Source organism: Mycobacterium sp. WUMAC-067 (assembly GCF_020217485.1).
In the GTDB taxonomy this organism is placed as follows: domain Bacteria; phylum Actinomycetota; class Actinomycetes; order Mycobacteriales; family Mycobacteriaceae; genus Mycobacterium.
Genome location: NZ_JAEKMI010000010.1, coordinates 56,955 through 77,452 on the forward strand (window position 1 = coordinate 56,955; position 20,498 = coordinate 77,452).

Annotated in this window: 16 protein-coding genes and 1 riboswitch; of the genes, 8 read left to right on the forward strand and 8 right to left on the reverse strand. The window is 67.4% G+C overall.

From position 1 onward, the window contains the following. Nucleotides 1-102: 102 nt before the first annotated feature. A complete protein-coding gene (locus JF781_RS09395) occupies nucleotides 103-1,599 on the reverse strand; it encodes a potassium/proton antiporter (protein ID WP_225328117.1) in 1,497 nt (498 codons plus the stop codon). A 121-nt stretch (nucleotides 1,600-1,720) separates the two neighbouring features. On the opposite strand from JF781_RS09395, the gene JF781_RS09400 reads away from it, so the two are divergent. Both JF781_RS09400 and JF781_RS09405 read left to right on the forward strand, forming a co-directional pair. Beyond that, complete coding sequence (locus JF781_RS09400) at nucleotides 1,721-2,425, forward strand: TrkA family potassium uptake protein (protein ID WP_225328118.1); 705 nt, start codon at nucleotides 1,721-1,723, stop codon at nucleotides 2,423-2,425. A 70-nt stretch (nucleotides 2,426-2,495) separates the two neighbouring features. Then, a complete protein-coding gene (locus JF781_RS09405) occupies nucleotides 2,496-4,226 on the forward strand; it encodes a DUF3556 domain-containing protein (protein WP_225328119.1) in 1,731 nt (576 codons plus the stop codon). Nucleotides 4,227-4,294: 68 nt separating this feature from the next. Here JF781_RS09405 and metE read toward each other — a convergent pair whose 3' ends face one another. The 7 genes from metE to JF781_RS09440 form a co-directional block, all read right to left on the reverse strand. Further along, the gene (gene metE / locus JF781_RS09410; protein ID WP_225328120.1) at nucleotides 4,295-6,565 is read right to left on the reverse strand and encodes a 5-methyltetrahydropteroyltriglutamate--homocysteine S-methyltransferase; all 2,271 of its coding nucleotides are present in this window, start codon (nucleotides 6,563-6,565) and stop codon (nucleotides 4,295-4,297) included. A gap of 140 nt (nucleotides 6,566-6,705) precedes the next feature. Further along, a riboswitch (cobalamin riboswitch) is annotated at nucleotides 6,706-6,921 on the reverse strand. A gap of 47 nt (nucleotides 6,922-6,968) precedes the next feature. Further along, nucleotides 6,969-7,610: an SDR family oxidoreductase gene (locus JF781_RS09415; RefSeq protein ID WP_225328121.1), complete on the reverse strand. Its 642-nt coding sequence runs from the start codon at nucleotides 7,608-7,610 to the stop codon at nucleotides 6,969-6,971. Between the two features lie 87 nt (nucleotides 7,611-7,697). Beyond that, nucleotides 7,698-8,540 carry an SDR family oxidoreductase gene (locus JF781_RS09420; protein ID WP_225328122.1) on the reverse strand — a complete coding sequence of 281 codons (843 nt, stop codon included), beginning with the start codon at nucleotides 8,538-8,540 and terminating at the stop codon, nucleotides 7,698-7,700. Between the two features lie 97 nt (nucleotides 8,541-8,637). After that, entirely contained in the window at nucleotides 8,638-9,918 is a 1,281-nt protein-coding gene (locus JF781_RS09425; RefSeq protein ID WP_225328123.1) for a TetR/AcrR family transcriptional regulator, read from the reverse strand. Between the two features lie 138 nt (nucleotides 9,919-10,056). Further along, the gene (locus JF781_RS09430; RefSeq protein WP_225328124.1) at nucleotides 10,057-10,704 is read right to left on the reverse strand and encodes a nitroreductase family protein; all 648 of its coding nucleotides are present in this window, start codon (nucleotides 10,702-10,704) and stop codon (nucleotides 10,057-10,059) included. After that, nucleotides 10,704-11,825, reverse strand: a complete 1,122-nt coding sequence (locus JF781_RS09435; RefSeq protein WP_225328125.1) for an acyl-CoA dehydrogenase family protein — start codon at nucleotides 11,823-11,825, stop codon at nucleotides 10,704-10,706. Before JF781_RS09435 ends, JF781_RS09430 begins: the two co-directional genes overlap by 1 nt. Next, nucleotides 11,822-12,997, reverse strand: coding sequence for an acyl-CoA dehydrogenase family protein (locus tag JF781_RS09440; protein ID WP_225328126.1), 1,176 nt, complete (start codon nucleotides 12,995-12,997; stop codon nucleotides 11,822-11,824). Before JF781_RS09440 ends, JF781_RS09435 begins: the two co-directional genes overlap by 4 nt. Nucleotides 12,998-13,212: 215 nt before the next feature. On the opposite strand from JF781_RS09440, the gene JF781_RS09445 reads away from it, so the two are divergent. From JF781_RS09445 to JF781_RS09470, 6 genes are all read left to right on the forward strand, one after another. Beyond that, nucleotides 13,213-14,973, forward strand: a complete 1,761-nt coding sequence (locus JF781_RS09445) for a nitric oxide reductase activation protein NorD (protein ID WP_225328127.1) — start codon at nucleotides 13,213-13,215, stop codon at nucleotides 14,971-14,973. A gap of 56 nt (nucleotides 14,974-15,029) precedes the next feature. Further along, on the forward strand, nucleotides 15,030-15,878 hold the full coding sequence (locus JF781_RS09450) for a CbbQ/NirQ/NorQ/GpvN family protein (RefSeq protein WP_225328128.1): 849 nt from the start codon (nucleotides 15,030-15,032) through the stop codon (nucleotides 15,876-15,878). Between the two features lie 87 nt (nucleotides 15,879-15,965). Beyond that, nucleotides 15,966-17,084 carry an ABC transporter substrate-binding protein gene (locus JF781_RS09455; RefSeq protein WP_225328129.1) on the forward strand — a complete coding sequence of 373 codons (1,119 nt, stop codon included), beginning with the start codon at nucleotides 15,966-15,968 and terminating at the stop codon, nucleotides 17,082-17,084. Nucleotides 17,085-17,089: 5 nt separating this feature from the next. Further along, nucleotides 17,090-18,238, forward strand: a complete 1,149-nt coding sequence (locus JF781_RS09460) for a spirocyclase AveC family protein (RefSeq protein ID WP_225328130.1) — start codon at nucleotides 17,090-17,092, stop codon at nucleotides 18,236-18,238. Next, nucleotides 18,231-19,235, forward strand: coding sequence for an SDR family oxidoreductase (locus JF781_RS09465; RefSeq protein ID WP_225328131.1), 1,005 nt, complete (start codon nucleotides 18,231-18,233; stop codon nucleotides 19,233-19,235). The genes JF781_RS09460 and JF781_RS09465 overlap by 8 nt, the downstream gene beginning before the upstream one ends. Continuing rightward, complete coding sequence (locus JF781_RS09470) at nucleotides 19,235-20,449, forward strand: cytochrome P450 (protein ID WP_225328132.1); 1,215 nt, start codon at nucleotides 19,235-19,237, stop codon at nucleotides 20,447-20,449. Before JF781_RS09465 ends, JF781_RS09470 begins: the two co-directional genes overlap by 1 nt. The last annotated feature ends 49 nt before the right edge of the window (nucleotides 20,450-20,498 follow it).

Here is a 20,498-nt window from a genome sequence, read left to right on the forward strand (position 1 = left end):
TCCTCAACCTCGTCCACCCCAGCGGCAAACTACACCGAGCGGGTGCCGGCGGTGCGGGGTTAACGCGATTTCTCCCGCGAGGCCGCGGGCAGCGGCAGTAGATCAGTCCGGTTCGCCGTACTCGTCGAACCAGTGCGCCAGCTTGCCGCGGCGACTCACCGCGCGGAGCCTGCGTTCGGCGGGCGCCCGCGTCTTGGGTGTGGTGACGATGAGCAGTTCGTCGCCGGCCTGGATGCGGGTGTGGGGCTGGGGGACGAACGTGCGGCCCTTGCGGATGATCAGGGTGATGACGGCGGGGTCCGGTAGCCGCAACTCGAGCACCGAGACGTTGTGCAGCCGCGACGGCGGCGACACGGTCATCGTCAACAGTTCGGCCTCCAACACGTCCAGCGGCGCCGCCTCCACCTGGATCTCGCGAGTGGCTTCACCGGAGATCAGCCCGATCTTGTGGGCCAGCAGGCTCAACCCGGGGCCCTGGATCAGGGTGAAGACCACGACCAAGATGAACACGATGTTGAGCAGCCGGTAGCTGTCCGCGACGCCTTCGACGATGGGGAATGTTGCCAGCACGATGGGGACCGCGCCGCGCAGGCCGGCCCAGGAGAGGAACACCTGCTCGCGCAACGGCACCCGAAACGGGGCCAGCGAGATCAAGACCGAGAGCGGCCGGCCGAGCAACAGCAACACCGCGCCGATGACGATCGCCGGTATCAGTTCGGGGCCCAATTGGCTCGGGCTCACCAACAGCCCGAGTAGGACGAACAGGCCGATCTGGGCGAGCCAGCCGAGCCCTTCGGCGAAAGACCGGGTGGCCGAGCGATGGGGCAGCCCGGAGTTCGCCAGTATCACCGCGGACAGATACGCGGCGATGAAGCCGCTGGCGTGAGCGCTGGCGGCCGCGGCGAACGCCACCATGCCCAGCGCAAAGGTCGCCAGCGGATAGAGCCCGGAGGCCGGTAGCGCCGCGCGGCGCATCGCGAACGCGCCGAGCACCCCGCTGAACAAGCCGACCGCGACGCCGACGACCAGCTCGTACACCACGCCGGTGGCGGCGGTTCCCGGGGCGAGTGTCAGCGGTGTCGTGCTGAACATGAGCACGAGAATGGCGGCGGGCGCGTCGTTGAATCCGGACTCGGCCTCGAGGAGGCCGGCGACGCGCCTGGGCAACGGCAGGACGCGCAGGACGGAGAACACCGCGGCGGCATCGGTCGGCGACACGATGGCCCCGAGCAACAGGGAGAGCTGCCAGTTGATGCCGAGCAGCAGGTGTGCGCCCGCGGCCGTGACCACCATGCTGATGCCCACTCCGACGGTCGCCAGCACACCCGCGGGCGCCAGCAGTTTGCGGATGTCGGCGAACCGCGTCGTCAGCCCGCCCTCGACCAGGATCACTGCCAGTGCCGTCGTGCCGAGATCGCTGGCGAGTTGGACGTCGTTGAATTCCAGCCCGAGCCCGTCGTCGCCGAGCGCGACGCCGACCGCGAGGAACAGCAGCAGGCTGGGCAGCCCCACTTTGGCGGCCGCCCGGGTGGCGACGATGCTGGCCAGCAGCACGAGGCCCCCGACCAGCAGCGTCACGTACAGCTGCTGCAAGGTCATGTTGTTTATCGCCGTTCGGTCGCGGCACAAGCCAGCGAAGTCGGGTTGTGTGCAAGTGAATCACTAGTAACACTAATGACTAGCTGGGTTACACGCCGACCAGCCGTCAGGAGAGTGGATAGTGCGCATCGGGATCGCCGGCGCGGGCGCGGTCGGTCGCTCGGTCGCACGTGAGCTACTCGAGGCCGGACACCGGGTGTTGCTGATCGAGCGCAACGTCGACCATTACGCGCCGCACACGGTGCCCGAGGCGGAGTGGTTACTTGCCGACGCGTGTGAGCTGGCGTCGCTGCAAGAGTCCGGGTTGCAGCTGTGTGATGTGGTCATCGCGGCCACCGGCGACGACAAGGTGAACCTCGCGGCGGCGCTGCTGGCCAAGGCCGAGTTCGGGGTTGCCAGAGTGGTGGCCCGCGTCAACGACTTGAGAAACGAGTGGCTGTTCACCGAGGCCTGGGGCGTCGACGTGGCGGTCTCCACACCCCGCGCCATGGTCGCCGGGGTCGAGGGGGCCATCGACGTCGGCCACCTCGTGCAGCTGATGGGCCTCGCGCATGGTCAGGTCAACCTGTCGAAACTGACACTGCCGGTGGACAACCCGCTCGTCGGCCAGCGGATTTGTGACCTGCCGCTGCCGGAAAACGCCGCATTGATCACCGTGCTGCGCGGCGGCAGCGTCATCCTGCCGCAGCCCGACGACGTGCTCGAGGCCGGCGACGAAATGTTGTTCGTCGCAGGCAGTACCGCCGAGAATCAGGTCCGCGCCCTCATCGTCCACGGCGGCCCAAGCCGGACAGCGCACGCGGTGAAATACCGGCTGGCCCAGTGAGAAACTTGCCGGCCCAGTTTCCTGCCCAACGCGTGCCACCCACCTAGAACACGTTCTAGTCTGTGGAACCATGGGATTTCTGAAGCCCGAGCTACCGCAGCTCGACATGGCCGAATGGAACAAGGGCAGCCGCAGCGACAAGATCCGCCCGATGGCCAAGCACTGGGCCGAGGTCGGCTTCGGCACGCCGGTCGCACTGCACCTGTTCTACGTCGTCAAAATCCTGCTCTACATCCTGGGCGCGTGGCTGTTCGCCTCGGCCACCCGAGGTCTCGGCGGGTTCACGCAGGTCGCGTCGTGGTGGTCGGAGCCGATCGTGTTCGAGAAGGTCGTGCTCTACACGATGCTGTTCGAGGTGATCGGTTTGGGCTGTGGCTTCGGGCCGCTGAACAACCGGTTCTTCCCGCCGATGGGCTCGGTCCTGTACTGGATGCGCTTCGGCACCATCCGGCTGCCACCCTGGCCGGACCGCGTGCCACTGACCAAGGGCACCAAGCGCAAACCGATCGACGTCGCCCTGTATGCGCTGTTCCTACTGGTGACCCTCGCGGCGCTGTTCGCCGACGGCACCGGGCCCATCCCCGAACTGGGCACGACCATCGGGCTGCTGCCCACATGGAAGATCGTGCTGATCCTGCTGCTGCTCGCGGTGCTCGGTCTGCGCGACAAGGTGATCTTCCTGGCCGCGCGTGGTGAGGTGTACGCGACCATGGCGGTGACGTTCCTGTTCGCCGCCCCCGACATGATCGTCGGGTCCAAAGTGGTGTTCCTGGTGATCTGGATGGGCGCGGCGACATCCAAACTCAACAAACACTTTCCGTTCGTCATCTCCACGATGATGTCCAACAACCCGCTGGTGCGGCCCCGCTGGCTGAAACGGCGCTTCTTCGAGAAGTTTCCGGATGACCTGCGGCCGGGGCGGCTGTCGCGGTGGCTGGCGCACCTGAGCACCGCCATCGAGATGCTGGTGCCGCTACCGCTGTTTTTTTGTCACGGCGGGTGGCCCGTCACGGTCGCCGCCGTCGTCATGGTGTGCTTCCACCTCGGCATCCTCGTCTCGATCCCCATGGGCGTGCCGCTGGAGTGGAACGTCTTCATGATCTTCGGGGTGCTGTCGTTGTTCGTCGCGCACACCCACATCGGGCTCGCCGACCTGAGGCACCCGGTGGTGGTCGCGATCCTGTTTGTCGTGATCGCGGGAATCGTATTGCTGGGCAACATGTTTCCGCGCAAGATCTCGTTTCTGCCCGGGATGCGTTACTACGCCGGCAATTGGGACACCACCCTGTGGTGCATCAAGCCGTCCGCCAACGAGAAGATCGGCAGGGGCATCGTGGCGATCGCCAGCATGCCGCAGGCCCAGCTGGAGCGGTTCTACGGCAGCCCGGAGGCCGCGCAGATCCCGCTGTACATGGGATATGCGTTCCGCGGGTTCAACACTCACGGCCGGGCGTTGTTCACGCTGGCGCACCGCGCCATGGCGGGCCAGAACGAGGACGACTACGTCCTCACCGACGGCGAGCGGATCTGCAGCACCGCGATCGGCTGGAACTTCGGCGACGGCCACATGCACAACGAGCAACTGATCACCGCGCTGCAGGAGCGCTGTCACTTCGAGCCGGGCGAGGTCCGCGTCGTTCTGCTTGACGCGCAGCCGATTCACAAGCAGACGCAGACGTATCGGTTGGTCGACGCGGCGACCGGTGAGTTCGAGCGCGGCATCGTCCGGGTCGCCGACATGGTCACGCGGCAGCCCTGGGCCGACGACGTTCCGGTCGAGGTGGTGTCGAAGCCGGCGTAGGTCCGCGAGCGTAACCTCACTGCGAAATAATCGCTCGAAAATCGCAGTGGGGTTACGCTCGCGAAAACCTAAGCCCCCGCGCGGACTTCGTGCGCGGCGGCGACCATGTTCTTCAGCGACGCGCTCACCTCGTCGGAGTTGCGGGTCTTCAATCCACAGTCCGGGTTGACCCAGAGCCGTTCGGCCGGAACGGCCCGCAGCGCCGCGCGCAGCGACTCGGCCATCTCCTCGGTGCTCGGCACCCGAGGCGAGTGGATGTCGTAGACGCCCGGTCCCACACTGTTGGAGAAGCCGATCGCGTTCAGGTCGTCGAGCACCTCCATGTGTGAGCGTGCCGCCTCGATCGACGTCACGTCGGCATCCAGATCGGCGATCGCACCGATCACATCGCCGAATTCCGAGTAGCACAGGTGGGTGTGGATCTGCGTGGAGTCCGCGACGCCGGACGTGGCCAGCCGGAAAGCCCCTACGGCCCAACGCAAGTAGTCGTCCTGGTCCGCGCGCCGCAGCGGCAGCAGCTCACGCAGCGCGGGCTCGTCGACCTGGATGACCGCGATACCGGCGGCCTGCAGGTCCACGGTCTCGTCGCGAATGGCGAGCGCCACCTGGTTGGCGGTGTCGGCCAGCGGCTGGTCGTCGCGCACGAACGACCACGCCAGGATCGTGACCGGGCCGGTCAGCATGCCTTTGACCGGCTTGTCGGTCAGCGACTGCGCGTACTTGGCCCACTCCACCGTCATCGGGTGCTGGCGGATCACGTCGCCATAGAGGATCGGAGGGCGCACGCAGCGGCTGCCGTAGGACTGCACCCAGCCGTTCTTGGTGGCGAAGAAGCCCTCCAGTTGCTCGGCGAAGTACTGCACCATGTCGTTGCGCTCCGGCTCGCCGTGCACCAGCACGTCGAGCCCGAGGCTCTCCTGCAGCTTGATGACGTCGGCGATCTCGCGCTTCATCCGTTTTTCGTACTCGGCCGCATCGATCTCACCGGCGACCAGCGCGGCGCGGGCCTTGCGGATCTGAACGGTCTGCGGAAACGACCCGATCGTCGTCGTCGGTAGCGGCGGCAGCTGCAGCCGCTCGTCCTGGCTGGCCCGGCGCCCGGCCGCGTCACCCCGGTGTGCACCGGAGGCCACGATCGAGTCGATGCGGGCACGGATGCGGTCGTTGTGCAGGCGCGGGTCGCTCGCGCGGGAGGCCACCGCGGCGTTGGACGCCGCGACCTCGTCGGCGACGGCCTCACGCCCCTCGCGCAGCGCGCGGGCGAGCGCCACCACCTCGGCGACCTTCTCTTGGCCGAAGGCCAGCCAGCTGCGCAGCGCCTCGTCCAGCCCGGTCTCCGGCTCCAGCGAATACGGCACGTGCAGCGTCGAGCAGGACGTCGAAACGGCAACTGCGGCAGCCGAACCCAGCAGGCTCGCCAGCTTGCCCAGCGCGGCCTGCAGGTCGGTGCGCCAGATGTTGCGTCCGTCGACGACGCCGGCCACCAGAATTTTGTCCGCCAGTTCGGGGACGGCGGCGATCGCCGTGTCGGGACCGTAGACCAGGTCGACGCCGATCGCCTCGACGGGCGTGCGTGCCAGACCTGCCAACGCCGCGCCGGGGTCGCCGAAATAGGTGGCCACGTAGATCGACGGCCGGTTGCTCACCGCGCCCAGCTTGTTGTAGACGGCCTCGGCCAACGCGGGCGCGTCGGGGGAGGCGTCGGTCACCAGCGCCGGCTCGTCGAGCTGCACCCACTGCGCACCGTTGTCGGCGAGCAGCGACAACAGCTCGGAATAGATGGGCACCAGTTCCTCGAGTCGTTCGATGGGTGCGCCGGCGCCGTCGACCCCCTTGCTGAGCAGCAGGAAGGTTACCGGTCCGATGACGACGGGCCGTGCGGGAATGCCCTGTGCCAGCGCCTCTTTCAGCTCCGAGAGCACCTTGTCCGGATTCAGCGCGAACTTCGTGGTGGGTGCGATCTCGGGGACGATGTAGTGGTAATTGGTGTCGAACCACTTGGTCATTTCCAGCGGCGCGACGTCGGAGTTGCCGCGCGCGGCGGCGAAGTAGCGGTCGAGGTCGTCGGAGACCTGCGTGGCGCGGGCCGGCAGCGCGTCGAGCATCACCGCGGTGTCCAGCATCTGGTCGTAGTAGGAGAAGGTGTTCACCGGCACCGAGTCCAGGCCGGCCGCCGCGAGGCCCGCCCAGGTGTCGCGGCGCAGTGTCGCGGCGACGGATTCCAGTTCCGATCTGCTGGTGCGGCCGGCCCAGTAGCCCTCGGTGGCGCGCTTGAGTTCGCGTTTCGGGCCGATGCGCGGCGAGCCGGTAACCGTGGCGGTGAATGGTTGAGTGGTCACGTTTTTCGTCCTTTTATCAACGGTCTGGTCACCGCCGGCGGACGCGAGGCCGAACCATCTCGGGTGTGCACCAGCGGCACACAATCCTCAACGGTTGCGGTCAAACGCCCATTCCACGAGGCGATGAGCCCGCCGGACGCGGCGCGTCCGGCACAGCTGGCAGGTCTTCGGACTCGCAGGCGCGCACCGGGGTGGTGCTCCTAATGGCCGTCGCTTCCCAGTCTTTTCAAGACCAGTGCTCGTGACGGCGGTCGTTCCTGCATACCGCTGCGGGACAGTCCCGGACTCTCACCGGGTTCCCTCTTGCGAAGCATGTCTAACATGTCTCGCTCGATGCCGACGCCGCGTTGTGCGGCGACGACAGACCAGCTGCGTAGCGCAGCCTACTCCGCTGGTCGAGGGGTCAGCGAGCCAGTGCCTGGGCGATCGGGACGTCACCGTTGTTGAACTCGATGGTGCGGCCGATCGTGGAGTCATCCGCGAGTGCGGCGGCGGCGACCTGCGCGACGTCGGCGCGGGACACCGACCCTTTGGCCTGGTCGACCGCGATGCGCCCGGTCGCCGGCTCGAGCGTCAGCCGGCCCGGGCCCAGCACCGTCCAGTCCAAATCGCTGGAGCGCAAATGGGCATCCGCGGCCGCCTTGGCCTCCGCGTAGGCGAAGAACGGATCATCCTGCGGCACACCATGATCCGGGCCGGCGCCGAAGTAGGACACCATCACGAATCGCGTGACGCCCGCCTGGGCGGCGGCATCGATGACCCGGATGGCCGCGTCGCGGTCGACGGCATAGGTCCGTGCCGGGTCGCCGCCACCGGCCCCGGCGGAGAACACGACCGCGTCATGCCCGGCCAGCAAGCCGGCCAGCGCGTCGGTGTCGAGCTGCTCGATGTCTGCGGTCACCGGTTTGGCGCCGGTGGCGGCGACGTCGTCGGCGTGGTCCGGGTTGCGGAAGACCGAGCTCACCTCGTCGCCGCGTTCGGTCAGGAGGCGGGCCAGTTGCAGGGCGACCTTGCCGTGGCCGCCGATGAGGGCGATGCGAGCCATGCCCCCACGCTACTTTCCGCGAGACTGCAACTACCAACGCGAACGTCGGGTAGAGCGGTAGGCGGTTACAGTCTCGCGGGCGAGAAGTTAGAGCTTCACCTTGCCCATGATGATGTCGATGATCGGCTTGCCCGGCGCGTAGGCGCCGGTCATCGAGGCCATGGTGTGGCCCGAGTCCACCAGCAGGGTGATCCCACTGACGCCGCAGGCCGCCTCGCTGTTGAGGAAGGCCATCACGTCGCCCATCTGCTCGGGCGTGTGCACCTTGGAGCCGGTCTCGTCGCGGTAGTCCTGGGCGAAGGACAGCCACAGGTCGGCGTTGGCCTGGGCCAGCGGGGTGTCGGTGGGGCCGGGGCAGATCGCGTTGATGCGGATGCCCTTCTTCGCCAGCGGGTAGCCCTGGGTCGCCACGTAGGTGTTGATCACCTTCTTGCTGGTGCCGTAGTGGTTGATCCCTTCGGCCTCGTGCGCCTGGCACCATGCCTCGGCCGCCGCGAAGTCCGGCGTGGCCAGGAATTCCAGCATCAGGTCCAGGTCGTTCTCCCAGCCCATGCCGGCCACCGAGGAGATGAAGCAGATGGCCGAACCGTTGGGCAGTTGGTCCTTTTCCAGCAGGCGGTCGATCAGGTGGCGGTGGCCGATGAAGTTGATCTTCATCAGGTCGATCGTTCCGTCGGCGACGCCGGCAGCGGAGAACACCGCGTGGATGGGGCCGTCGAGCTGCTCGAGAGCGGAATCGATGGACGCGGGGTCGCGCAGGTCCACCTGGATGGATTGGGCGACCTTGTAGTCCACGGGCGCGTAGTCCATCACGATCACTTCGGCGCCGAGTTCGGCCGCTGACTTGGCCGCGGCGGCGCCCATGCCAGTCGCGCCACCGACAACAAGAGCGCGCTTGCCGTCGTAGCGCAACCGATCGACAATGGTCATGGAAATCCCCTTCTCCGATAATGCCAACGCGGTTCTAACCGCTCAACTGTATGGGTAACAGTTATTTGGTTCAATACCGGGGCGGGTTGATTGAGATTTACTTGCCGCGGACCGCGACGCCGCGCAGCACGGTGTCACGCGCGTGCACCAGTCCCGCGCGTTTGCCGACGTCCCGCAGGATGTTCTCCGGTATCCACTGCAGGCCGACGACACAGCGGGACAACATCGCGGTGGACGGTGCGTCCACGCCTATTTCCCCGGACCGGATCCCCTCGGAAAGAAGCGTTTTCATTTGCCGCAGCCGCGTGGCGTACAGCCAGCCCGGGTTGGGCGTGTCAGGGGGCGATTGGCGCATCCAGGCGAGTTGGATCCTGAACTCGTCGGAGAAGCGGTCCAGCGCGTTGACGTTGACCCAGCTCAGCGCGTCCAGCTTTTCGACGGGGGTGGCATCCGAGCGCAGGACGCTGACCCAGCCCGCCTCGACCTTCTTGCCGAAGGATTCCATGATCGATGCGAGCAGTTCGTCCTTGGATCCGATCACCCGGTACACGGTTCCGGTGCCGAGCCCGGCCGCGGAGGCGATGTCCCTGATCGTGGTGACCTCATAACCTCGGCGGCCGAATTCCGTCCGCGCCACCGCGCGGACGTGTGCCGCCTTGTCGCTGGGGTCGGCGTCGCTATCGTCGGACCAGGTGGCGATGACGTCGTCGGCGGCGGCGAAGGCCTTCGAGCGGTCCAGCGCCGCGTCGGACGGCGGACGAGTTGCCAACCCCTGCAGGATGATTCGGCAGAGCAGCCGGGCCACCTGGTCTCCGGGAGACTTGTGGCGCATGACGTCAAGACCGACCTGCAGCATGGTCTGGCAGATGCGGTCGGCCAGTGTCGGCAGGTCGATGTCGGGTTTGATATAGCCGCTCCACCGGCCGGCGCGCAGCGTTTGCAGCATCGCCTCCTGAATCGCCACGGGCCGCTGCTGCGTCAGCTTGATCAGCTCCGGATCCGTGCTCGGCCCCTCGTAGAAGGACATCTGCAAGGCGGCGCGGTGTTCGACGGCGCAATTGGCGATCGCCGAGCCGAGCTCGATGATCTGTTCGGCGACCGGACGGGAGTCTGGCTCGTCCAATTTCGCCTGGGCGGACCGCCCGATCCGGTCCAGATCGTCTTGATAGCGCCGGATCAGCTCGACGAGGATTGCCTCTTTGGACTCGAAATGGTGATACAGGCTGCCGGGGAGAATGCCTGCGGCATCGGCGATTTCCTGTAGCGAGGTCCGCAACCCCGAGGACGCGATCAGTGACGCCGCCGTCGCGAGGATCTCGGAGCGGCGCGTCGGGGAATCGGTTGTGCCGCTGGGCCGCAACGACTCGGCTTTCGCCATGATCAGCGGTGCGCGAGCCGGGACGACTGCGGGGTGGCGAACATGCGCATTCGTCCTCTCGTGCCGAACCAAATCTTTGTTAGAGGCTATCAGACCGGGCACGGTGAATGCGCTGCACAAAGCGGTGAAAGCCCCATTCTAGAGGGCCGGGCCATCCCAGCGATCGCACGCAACCACTTCCTCGATCGGCCGTCGTGGGGCCGGCTGGAAGGTGCGGCCGGCGCGGAGGCGGCCCACCGGCAGCAGGCAACCCTGAACGTAGGTTTGCGGAATTCCGAGCAACTTTCGGACTTCTTCCTCGTGGTGCAGGTGCAGGGTCGTGATGCAGGTCCCGTATCCGCGGGTGTGCAGGGCCAGCTGAAAGTTCCACACCGGCGGGAAGATCGAACCGTACAGCGTTGCCAGGTGGAACGATTCGTCGCCGTCGATGCGCGGCAAGTAGGGCTGATAGCAAGGGATTACCAGCATCGGTATTGCTGCCATATTCTCTACCAGCCACTCCGTGGACGACATGACCCGGCTCTCGGGTGTTCCCGCCGGCATGAGATCGGCAATCAGCTGCCCACCGACCCGCCGTAGATAGGCGTCGCGATACAGCTCGGCGATCTTGGCGCGCAACACCGGATCGGTGATCACCAGCCAGCGCCACGACTGGGCGTTCGACCCGTTCGCGGCCTGCAGGCCGATCCGCAGGCACTCGCGGATGTCGTCGAGGTTGACGGGCGCGTCCAGGTCGAGCGACTTGCGCGCCGACGGGGTCGCGGTGAGCAGGTACTCGATCTCCATCAGTGACGGCCTCTCTTCGCAAGGTGCGCACCGATTTCGGTGAGGTAGCGATCGGGCGCGTCGAGAAATGCGCTCCAGCCCAGCAAGCGCTTGAGATAGAGGTGAGCGTCGTGCTCCCAGGTGTAGCCGATCCCGCCGAACACCTGGATGGCGGTGTCGGCCACGGCGGCCAGCCGCCCGGCGAACGCCTTGGCCCGCAGCGCGGCAAGGTGTCGCTCGCCGGATTGCCCGTCGGTGCTGGGGAACGCGTCGCTGGCCCACAGGGCGTGGATCACCCCGCTGCGGGCCAGCTCGACGGTTTCATACATGTCGACGCACAGATGCTGGACCGCCTGGAACGAGCCGATCGGCTGACCGAATTGCGTTCGGGTCTTTGCGTATTCGATGGCGAGGTCCATGACGGCGCGTGCGGCGCCGAGCGCATCGGCGGCGGCCGCGATCAGCACGTCGTCGATCACCGCGGCGATCTGTTGCGCGGACGCGGGGCCCAGGCGCCGGGCGGGGGCCGCGTCGAATGCGACGCGAAAGTGCTTGCGGGTCGGGTCGATGCCGGGTTCGGCCGCGACCGAAACCCCCGGCGAGCCGTTCCGCACCGCGAAAAGCCCGGCGTCGCCGGCATCGTCGGCGAATGCGAGCAGGACGTCTGCGGCGGCGGCGCCCGGTACGCCGGTGACCTCGCCATGGAGCACCATGCCGTCATCGCGCCGGCCGGCGGTGACGGCGGACGCGTTGCCGAGGTTCAGGAAGCTGACGGCGGCGATCGTGGTGCCGTCCGCGATACCGCGCAGCAGTTTCGCGGCGGTGTCGTTGGCGCCCAACAGGTTCAGCGCCCGTGGGCCGGCCACCGCGGTCGACAACCACGGTCCCGGATGCAGTGCGGCGCCCAGCTCTTCGGCGACGATGCCGGCCTCGACCATCGTCATGCCTGAGCCGCCGTGGTCCTCCGGCACCAGCAGTCCGGTGATGCCGAGACCGGCGAGACCGCGCCAGACCGATGCGTCGGTCCCGGTCGGGTCGTCGAGCAGCGGGCGCACGTGACCGGAGATGGGCGCCTTTTCGGTGAGGAAGCGCCGGGTGGTGTCGCGCAGCGCCACCTGTTCGTCGGTGAGTTCGAGGTTCATTTGCGCGGCAATCCCAGTACCCGTTGGGCGGTGATGTTCTTGTTGATCTGGCTGGTGCCGCCCGCGATGGTCAGCGCGCGCGACGTCAGGCGGTAGTCCGCCCACGACGCGCCGGTGTCGCGGTTACCCAGCACGTCGAACGCCAGGGCGGCCAGGTCCTGCCCGATCTCGCCCCACACGGTCTTGGCGAGGCTTGCCGACCCCAATGCGTCGCCGCCGTGCATCGTGGCCGAGATCGAGCGCTGACACAGGACTTCGAGATACTTGATGCGGACCGCGATTTCGCCGAGGCGCCGCAGCGTGACCGGGTCGTCCAGCGCGCCGGTGTCGGCGGTGGCGAGATCGTCCACCAGCTCTTCGAGCCGCACCTGCATCTCGGCGTACAACCGGGCGGCCCCGGCGCGCTCGTGGCTGAGCGTGGTGGTGGCCACCTGCCAGCCCGCATTGAGTGGCCCGAGCAACGCGTCTGCCGGCACCCGCACGTCGTGAAAGAACACCTCGGCGAAGTCGGCGTCGCCGTTGAGGGTGACCAGCGGGCGTGCCTCGATGCCGGGCAGGGTCATGTCGACGATCAGGCAGGAGATCCCCTTGTGCTTGGGAGCGTCGGGATCGGTGCGCACGTAGAGCTGACACCAGTCGGCCCGATGTCCCAGCGACGTCCAGATCTTTTGGCCGTTGACGATGAAGTCGTCTCCGTCACGCACGGCGCGGGTGCGCAGCGCCGCGAGGTCGGAGCCCGCCTCCGGTTCCGACATGCCCTGGCACCAGATGTCGTCGGCGCGCATCATGCGCGGGAGCAGGGTGCGCTTCTGGGACTCGGTGCCGTATTGCATGATGGCCGGCGCGATGTTGTTCAACCCAATGACGTTGAGCGGCACCGGGGCTCGGGCGCGGGTGGTTTCCTCGGTGTAGACCAATTGCTCGAGCACCGTCGCGCCGCGGCCGCCGTACTCACGCGGCCACGACACCGCGGCCCATCCCGCGTCGGCCATCGTCGCGTTCCACACCCGCAGCTTCTCGAACGCGGCGTCGTCGCGCCCAGTGGGCCGGCGGGCGGCCACCAGCTCGTCGGTCAGGTTTTCCGAAAGCCACTCACGCAGCTCGGTGCGGAACTGTTCCACTTCCGCCGGGTATGAGAAGTCCACTTTCCCGGACTTTACGGTTGGGCCCATGCTTGGTCAATGATGTCGGCTGCCACGCGGGATGCCGTGGCCGGCACCGGTGACCACCGCCGCCTGGCGGTGAAGTCAATCATGATGTGTTCCTGACTAACTCGTGTACACCCGCGGTGACGCCGCCTCTTGTGACGGAAAAGCCGATTGACTGCACTCATGGCGGACTTTACGGTGGAACAGATATTTGGTCAACGACGGTTCGGAGGTCGGGTGTGGCAGACGACGCGCGCGGTGACCGGGTGCAGGGGCTCGGGATGCTGGCCTCGGCACTGGCGGGCCGGGCGGTGGCCGTCGCCGAGCTGCGGCCGGGTGAATCCGCGTGGACGGACGGCCAGACGATCTACATCGACCCCGCCGCGCCAGACCGCGGGCGGCTCGCGTCGGTCGCGGTACAAGCCTCGATGATCGCGGCCGGCAGTCTGGATCCCGCCGTGGTGCGCGCCTTGGTGCGCCACCCGCGGCTGGCCAGACGCTATCTGGCGGTCGAGGGTCATCGCGCACTGGTGAGCAACGCCGACCTGCTGCCGGGCATCCTGTCGCCGGTCGGTGATCGCGCCGTCGCCGGTCGCAGCGACTCACCCGCAGCGTCGTTGCGCATCGCCGCCGCGCGGGGGGCCATCGAGGACCCGCGACCGGAATTCGGCGTGATCCGTGCGGCAAAGGTGGCGGCGGCGGCCTCCCGGGTGTCCGCGCAGCAGAATCAGGCCGAACCCCAACATGTTCCGCGAAATTCGAACAACCAGAAGCGGGAACTCGAGGAGCTCGACGATGGTGAGGTCGACGATTCCGACGACCCGGACTTGTTCACCAGCCCCGTGGGCGGGGGCGGCTTCATCGGCAAATGGCTGAAAAAGATGCTGTCCTCGGCGCGCAGGACCGGGAGCGGCGGCGGGCCGCCCGGCGCGGACGGCCCCACTCATCGCATCAGTTCCACCCGGCGCGGCGCCTACGCCGTGGCGTCGCTGGCGCCGGCCCCCGGCGACGAGGGGCACGATGAGGACCCCGCCGCGGACGGTGTGCGGTATCCGGAATGGGATGTGGCACACAGGAATTACCGACCGGCATGGTGCACCGTGCGCGAGATCGAACCGGAGATCAACGCCACCGCGACGCAGGCCATCGACGACGCCCTCGGTGTGCGCCGTCCGCTTTCGCGGCTCGGCATGGGTCTGCATCGCCGGCACCGGCAGTCGCAGGGCGACGACATCGACATCGACGCGGCCGTCGAAGCCCGGGTCGAAGTGCGGGCCGGGTCGGTGCCCGACGAGGCGGTGTACCTCGACAGCCTGCGGCGCCGACGCGACCTGTCGGTGCTGCTCCTGCTCGACGTGTCGGGGTCGGCGGCCGAGCCGGGAACGGTCGGGCGGACGGTGCACCAACAACAGCGCGCCGCGGTCGCCAACCTCACGGTGGCCCTGCACGACCTGGGTGACCGCGTCGCGCTTTACGCGTACTACTCGCAGGGCCGGCGCGCGGTGAGCATGGTGCCCGTGAAGCGGTTCGACGACCATTTGAACGCCCAGGTCATCCGACGGCTCAACAGCCTGGAACCCGGCGCGTACTCGCGGCTGGGCGCGGCGATCCGCCACGGTTCGGCGGTCTTGGAGGCGCGCGGCGGAACGTCCCGGCGGCTGTTGGTGGTGCTCTCCGACGGCCTCGCCTATGACCACGGATACGAGCGGGCCTACGGTGCCGCGGACGCGCGCCGCGCGCTGACCGAGGCCCGTCGGCGGGGGACCGGCTGTGTGTGCCTGACCATCGGCGCGGGAACCGATGTGCAATCGCTGCGCAGGGTGTTCGGCACTACCGCGCACGCGACGATCGCGCGCCCCGATCAGCTGGCCGGTGTCATCGGACCGTTGTTTCGGTCGGCGCTGCGCTCGGCGGAGGTTCGCCGTAGGCCGTCGCTGATGTCAAGTCCCAGAACACAGTTGGCGAACCAACTCGCCGGACCCGCTCGTCGCGGCACTTGAAAACAAACATCTGTTCCGCATAGGCTCCAAATCGCCGGACGATCTGAAGGGAAGCTATGGCCAACGAGTCCGGGCTTGCGTACTTCAACCGCGGTCCGTCCGACGCGGACGCAAAGGGAGTGCGGCCCTATTACCAGGCGGTCGGCGGCGAAGAGTCCGTCTTCAAGGCGGCGTACCGCCAGGGCCTGTCGCTGGTCCTCAAGGGCCCGACGGGCTGTGGGAAGACCCGATTCGTCGAGGCGATGGCCTACGACCTGGGCCGGCCGCTGATCACCGTCGCCTGCCATGACGACCTGACCACCGCCGACCTGGTCGGGCGGTATCTGCTGCGCGGTGACGAGACCGTCTGGGTGGACGGCCCGCTGACCCGGGCCGTGCGCGAGGGCGCGATCTGCTACCTCGACGAAGTGGTCGAAGCCCGCCAGGACACCACCGTGGTCCTGCATCCGCTCGCCGACCACCGGCGCCAGCTGCCCATCGAGCGACTCGGCGTCACGCTGGACGCGGCCCCCGGATTCGGCCTGGTGGTGTCGTACAACCCCGGGTATCAGAGCGTGCTCAAGGATCTCAAGGATTCGACACGTCAGCGCATGGTCGCGATCGAATTCGACTTCCCCGCAGTCGATGTCGAAGAGGGAATCGTCGCGCACGAGGCCGGCGTGGGCGCTGCCACCGCGGCCGAGTTGGTCCGTTTCGGTCAGGCGATTCGCCGGCTCGAGACGGGCGGGTTGCGTGAGGTCGCGTCGACGCGCGTGCTGATCGCGGCGGGCAGGCTGGTGGCCGAGGGGCTGAGCATGAGGGAGGCGGCCCGGGCGGCCATCGCGGGGCCGCTCACCGACGACGTGGCGGTGGGCAAAGCCCTGGGCGAGATGATCGAGATTTACCTGGGCGAGCACGACGATTGACGCTGCATATCGCCCCCGCTAGTGTCTGAACAAATATTAGGTTTTTGATTTTGGGCACGCGCGCGAACATGCCACCCGGGAGGCCAGATGTCCTACGAAAGCAGCGCTGAGCCGATCAAAGTCGGCTACCTGATGGATTTCAGGCTGCCGCCGGGGTTTCCCGATGATCTGTTCGCGTCCTTCACCCAGACCTTCGACCTCATCTTCGAAGAGGCGGTCGCCCAGGGGCTGATGGACCGTCCGGTGCAGATGATCTACCGCGAGGTGGAGGGCCTGCCCAAGGGTTCGGTCAAGGCGGTGATCGACGCGTATGGCGAACTGGTCGACGAGGGCTGCCTGGTGGTCTTCGGCCCCAACATCACCGATAACTGCGTGCCGTTGCGCGAAGCGATCGAGGAGCGGTTCAAGGTGCCCGCGATCAGTGTGACCGGCACCGACGATTGGCTGGGCGAGTGGACCTTCGCATTCCCCCAGGGATCCATGACCGATGAACCCATCTTCCTGGCCGACCTGATCGCCAAACGGGGACTGGCCGAAATCGGTGTCCTGGTCGAGCAGAGCCTCATCGGCGAGAGCTACCTGAAGAACCTGCGAAGTGCCTGTCGGCGCAAGGGCATTCGGATCGTGGCGGAAGCTGAAATCGCCCAGACCGCCCAGGACATCAACGCTGCGGTGCGGACGCTGCACGAGGCGAAGGCCGAGGCGATCGTGCACCTGGGATTCGGATTCGGAATCGTCTTCATCAACCCGGCCCTCGAGGCTCTCGCCTGGGACCCGCCCCGTTTCACCACCACCGCGTGGCAGAACGCCTGGGTGAACCCGATCATGTGGAACGCGTTCATGGGCTGGATCGGTGTCGACCAGTACGACGAGGCGAACCGGATCGGCCAGGACTTCCTCGACAGCTACGCGAAGCGGTACAACGGCAGCCGGCCCGAGTTCTGCGTGACCGTGGTGAATCGCGACGTCGCCGCGACACTCGTGCGCGCGTTCACCGACGCGCACCCGCTCAGCCCGCGCGGAATCAAGGAGGCGCTGGAGCGGGTGAAGATGATGCCCGCCGCCTCCGGGGCGCCCGGAACCCGGATCTCCTTCGGCAAGTGGACGCGGCGGGCATGGATGGGCGCCGGGTATCTCGTGGCCCGCACGCTCGATGCCGATGGCGTCAACTCGCACCTGGTTGATCGCTTCGGCGAGGAAGGCTGACGACGATGTCCACCGAACAGTCCACACCGCCTGCCGCGCAACAGGAAGCGGTTTCCCCGCCGCGAACCAACAGGCGCGGCTGGGGCGGCTGGATCTCCGGCGCCGCGCTGGCCGCCTTCGTGTTGTTCTTCATCGCGAATTGCCGGGTGGCCCTTGACCCGCGCGTGGCGAATCCGAACGTGCAGGGGCGGCCGCGCCCGGTGAAGTTCATGTTCGGGCTGGACTACATCGACTTCCTGGACTGGGCCACCGTGGTGGCGCTGATCGTGCTGTTGATCGTCTTCATCAGGGGCTGGCGCCGCAACCCCGGCAGCCCGGCGATGCTGATGTTCTTGTGCACCACGCTGATCGTGTGGCAGGACCCGATCATGAACTGGTCGCCATTCGCGGTCTACAACCCCGATCTGGTGCACTGGCCGGAATCCTGGCCGCTGGTTTCGCTGTCGCCGACGGTCGAGCCGTTCGTCGTCTTCGGTTACGTGATGTTCTACTTCGGCCCCTACTTCCCGGCCGTCTGGCTGCTGCGCAAGCTGCAGGCGAAATACGGGCCCGCGAGCTATGCGTCGCGGCACCCCTTGGTGTGCCTGGGTCTGATCACCCTGGTGATCGGTTTCGTTTTCGACGCATTCCTGGAGAACACCCTCGTCCACTGGGGCATGTACATCTACTCGCAGGTCATTCCGTGGGGATCGGTGTTCACCGGCACGACATTTCAGTTCCCGTTGATCTGGGAGTCGTTCTCGGTGTGCTTCGTGATGGTGCCGGCCGCGATCCTGTGCTATCGCGACGACACCGGGAAATCGGTCGCGGAAAAGCTTGCCGCAAAGGCGAAGTTGTTCCCGGGGCGACCGGTGCTGGGCACCTTCCTGGTGATGTTCGTCATCATCAACGTGTCCTACTTCGCGTACGGCGGCTGGTTCTGGGTCATCAAGGTCAGCCATGCCGCCACCTCGGTGGCCTGCCCGTGGCCGTACCCCGAGGCCAAAGTCTATGACCCGCAAGGTTTCTACGAGAAGGCCGGCGCGCAAGGTCCGTTCTCGGTCGGCATCTGGTCGACGTGGGCGAGCGGAGAGCCCAACGGTCGGCCCCACGTCGAGCCCCCGCCACCGGGCGAAGGCGCGTGCGCAACCCCCGCACCGAGCAACCATGGCTGAGCCGCGCACGGTCGTCATCACCGGCGCGTCGCGCGGGCTGGGGTTCGCCTCGGCGGTGCGGCTGTATCGGGAAGGGTGGCGCGTCGTCGCGGCCATGCGCACACCCGACCAGGGAATGCCGCTGCTGCGTCAGGCGATTCAGGACCAGGGGCTGACGCCGTCCGACGACGAACGATTGATCGGTGTGCAGCTCGACCTGACGGACACCGCGTCAATCACCGCGGCGGCCAAGGCAATCGAGGAAGCCGTGGGCGCACCGTATGCGCTGGTGCACAACGCGGGCATCTCCGCGGCCGGAATGGTGGAGGAAACCGATCTGGCGTTGTGGCAGCGCATGCTTGCTACCAGCGTGCTGGGGCCTGTCACGCTCACCCAGGCTCTGCTGCCGTCGATGCGGGCGGCGGGTGCGGGGCGAATTGTGTTGGTGTCCAGCGCCGCTGGAGTGCGCGGCCAGCCCGCCACCGCGCCGTACTCGGCGGCCAAGGGGGCGCTGGAGCGGTGGGGGGAATCGATGGCGTGCGAGATCGCGCCTTTCGGACTCGGGGTCACCGTGGTGGTCGCCGGCACCTATGACACCGAGATCATCACCGACGCCGGCACCACCGACGATCGCGACTTCGCCGGCCCGTACGCCCGGCTGCACAACACCATGAACAGCCGCGGCCGCTTCGCGATGAAGATGGCCCGGCCGCCCGAGCGCTTCGCCGACGGCCTGCTGAAGGCGCTCGATGACCGGGAGCCGTTTCGCCGCCGCGGCATCGGCCCGGACGCGTCGATCCTGCTGGCCGCCAACAGGATCCTGCCCGCCTCGGGCATGCACCACCTGTCGCGGATCGTGCTGGGCATACCGAGACAGGGGTCGATGCGGGGCGGGGCGTGGCCGCTGACCGCCAGCCAGAAGGCGATGGTGATGGCCGCGAAGATCCTTCCGGCACCGGTGCTGCAGCGCCTGGCATCGCTGGCGGCCAAGCGCCACAAAGGAAACGAGGGGGAATAGTGGAGCAACTTTTCGACGACTTGGAAGACTTCGGCGCGTTCGACGACGCGGTCTCGGGCGACGTGCGCGACCCGTACACCGAGCTGGCCCGGCTGCGCCGCGAGGAGCCGATTCAACGCCTGGACACGTCGGGGATGCCGCATGAGGAATCCAAGCCCGTCTTCATCGTCTACCGTCACGAAGAAGCCCAGCAGATGCTGCGCGACAACGAGACGTTCTCCTCGGCGGCCGTCATCGCCGCGTTCGGCCCGGTGCTGGGGGAGCGCGTCATGCTCGGCATGGACGAGCCGGTGCACGGCCGGCTGCGATCACTGGTGTCCAAGGCCTTCTCGCAGAAGGCCTTGGCGCGGTGGGAAGACGAGCTGGTCGGCCGCGTGGGCAACAGCCTGATCGACAAGTTCGCCGCCCACGGCAAGGCCGATTTGGTCAAGGAATTCACCTTCGACTACCCCAGCCAGATCATCGCCGGCCTGCTGGGCCTGCCGCAGGAGGACTACCCGCAGTTTCAGCGCTGGTCCATCTCGCTGCTGAGCTGGATCCTGAACCCGGAACGCGGCCTTGCCGCCTCGGCCGCGCTGTGCGACTACTTCGCGCCGATCCTCGCGTCCCGCCGCGCCGAGCCCCAGGACGATCTGATCAGCGCTCTGTCCCAGGCGGAGATCGACGGCGAGAAACTCGAGGACGAGGAGATCTACTCGTTCCTGCGCCTGCTGCTGCCCGCCGGGGTGGAGACGACCTACCGGTCGCTGGGCAGCCTGCTGTTGGCGCTGCTGTCCGACCCCGTGCAGCTCGACGCCATCCGCGCCGACCGGTCGCTGCTGCCGCAGGCCATCGAGGAAGGCGTGCGGTGGGAACCGCCCCTGCTGACCATCACCCGGGTGGCCACCCGCGACACCGAGCTCGGCGGGGTGCCGATACCGGCTGGTTCGACGGTAATGCCGATGCTGGGTGCGGCCAATCGGCAGGAAGACCGCTATCCCGAACCGGAAACGTTCGACATCTTCCGCGCACCCAAGAGCCACCTGGGCTGGGGGCACGGTGTGCACGTCTGCCTCGGCATGCACCTGGCGCGGCTCGAGATGCGCACCGCCATCAACCTTTTGCTCGACCGGCTGCCGAACCTTCGGCTGGACCCGGACGCGGACGATCCGCACATCCGCGGGCAGGTTTTCCGGTCGCCGACGTCGGTGCCGGTGCTGTTCGACCCGCACTAAGCGGCCCCGCGGCCGGCTACACCTTGCCAATCGGCTAGTTTCCGGTAAG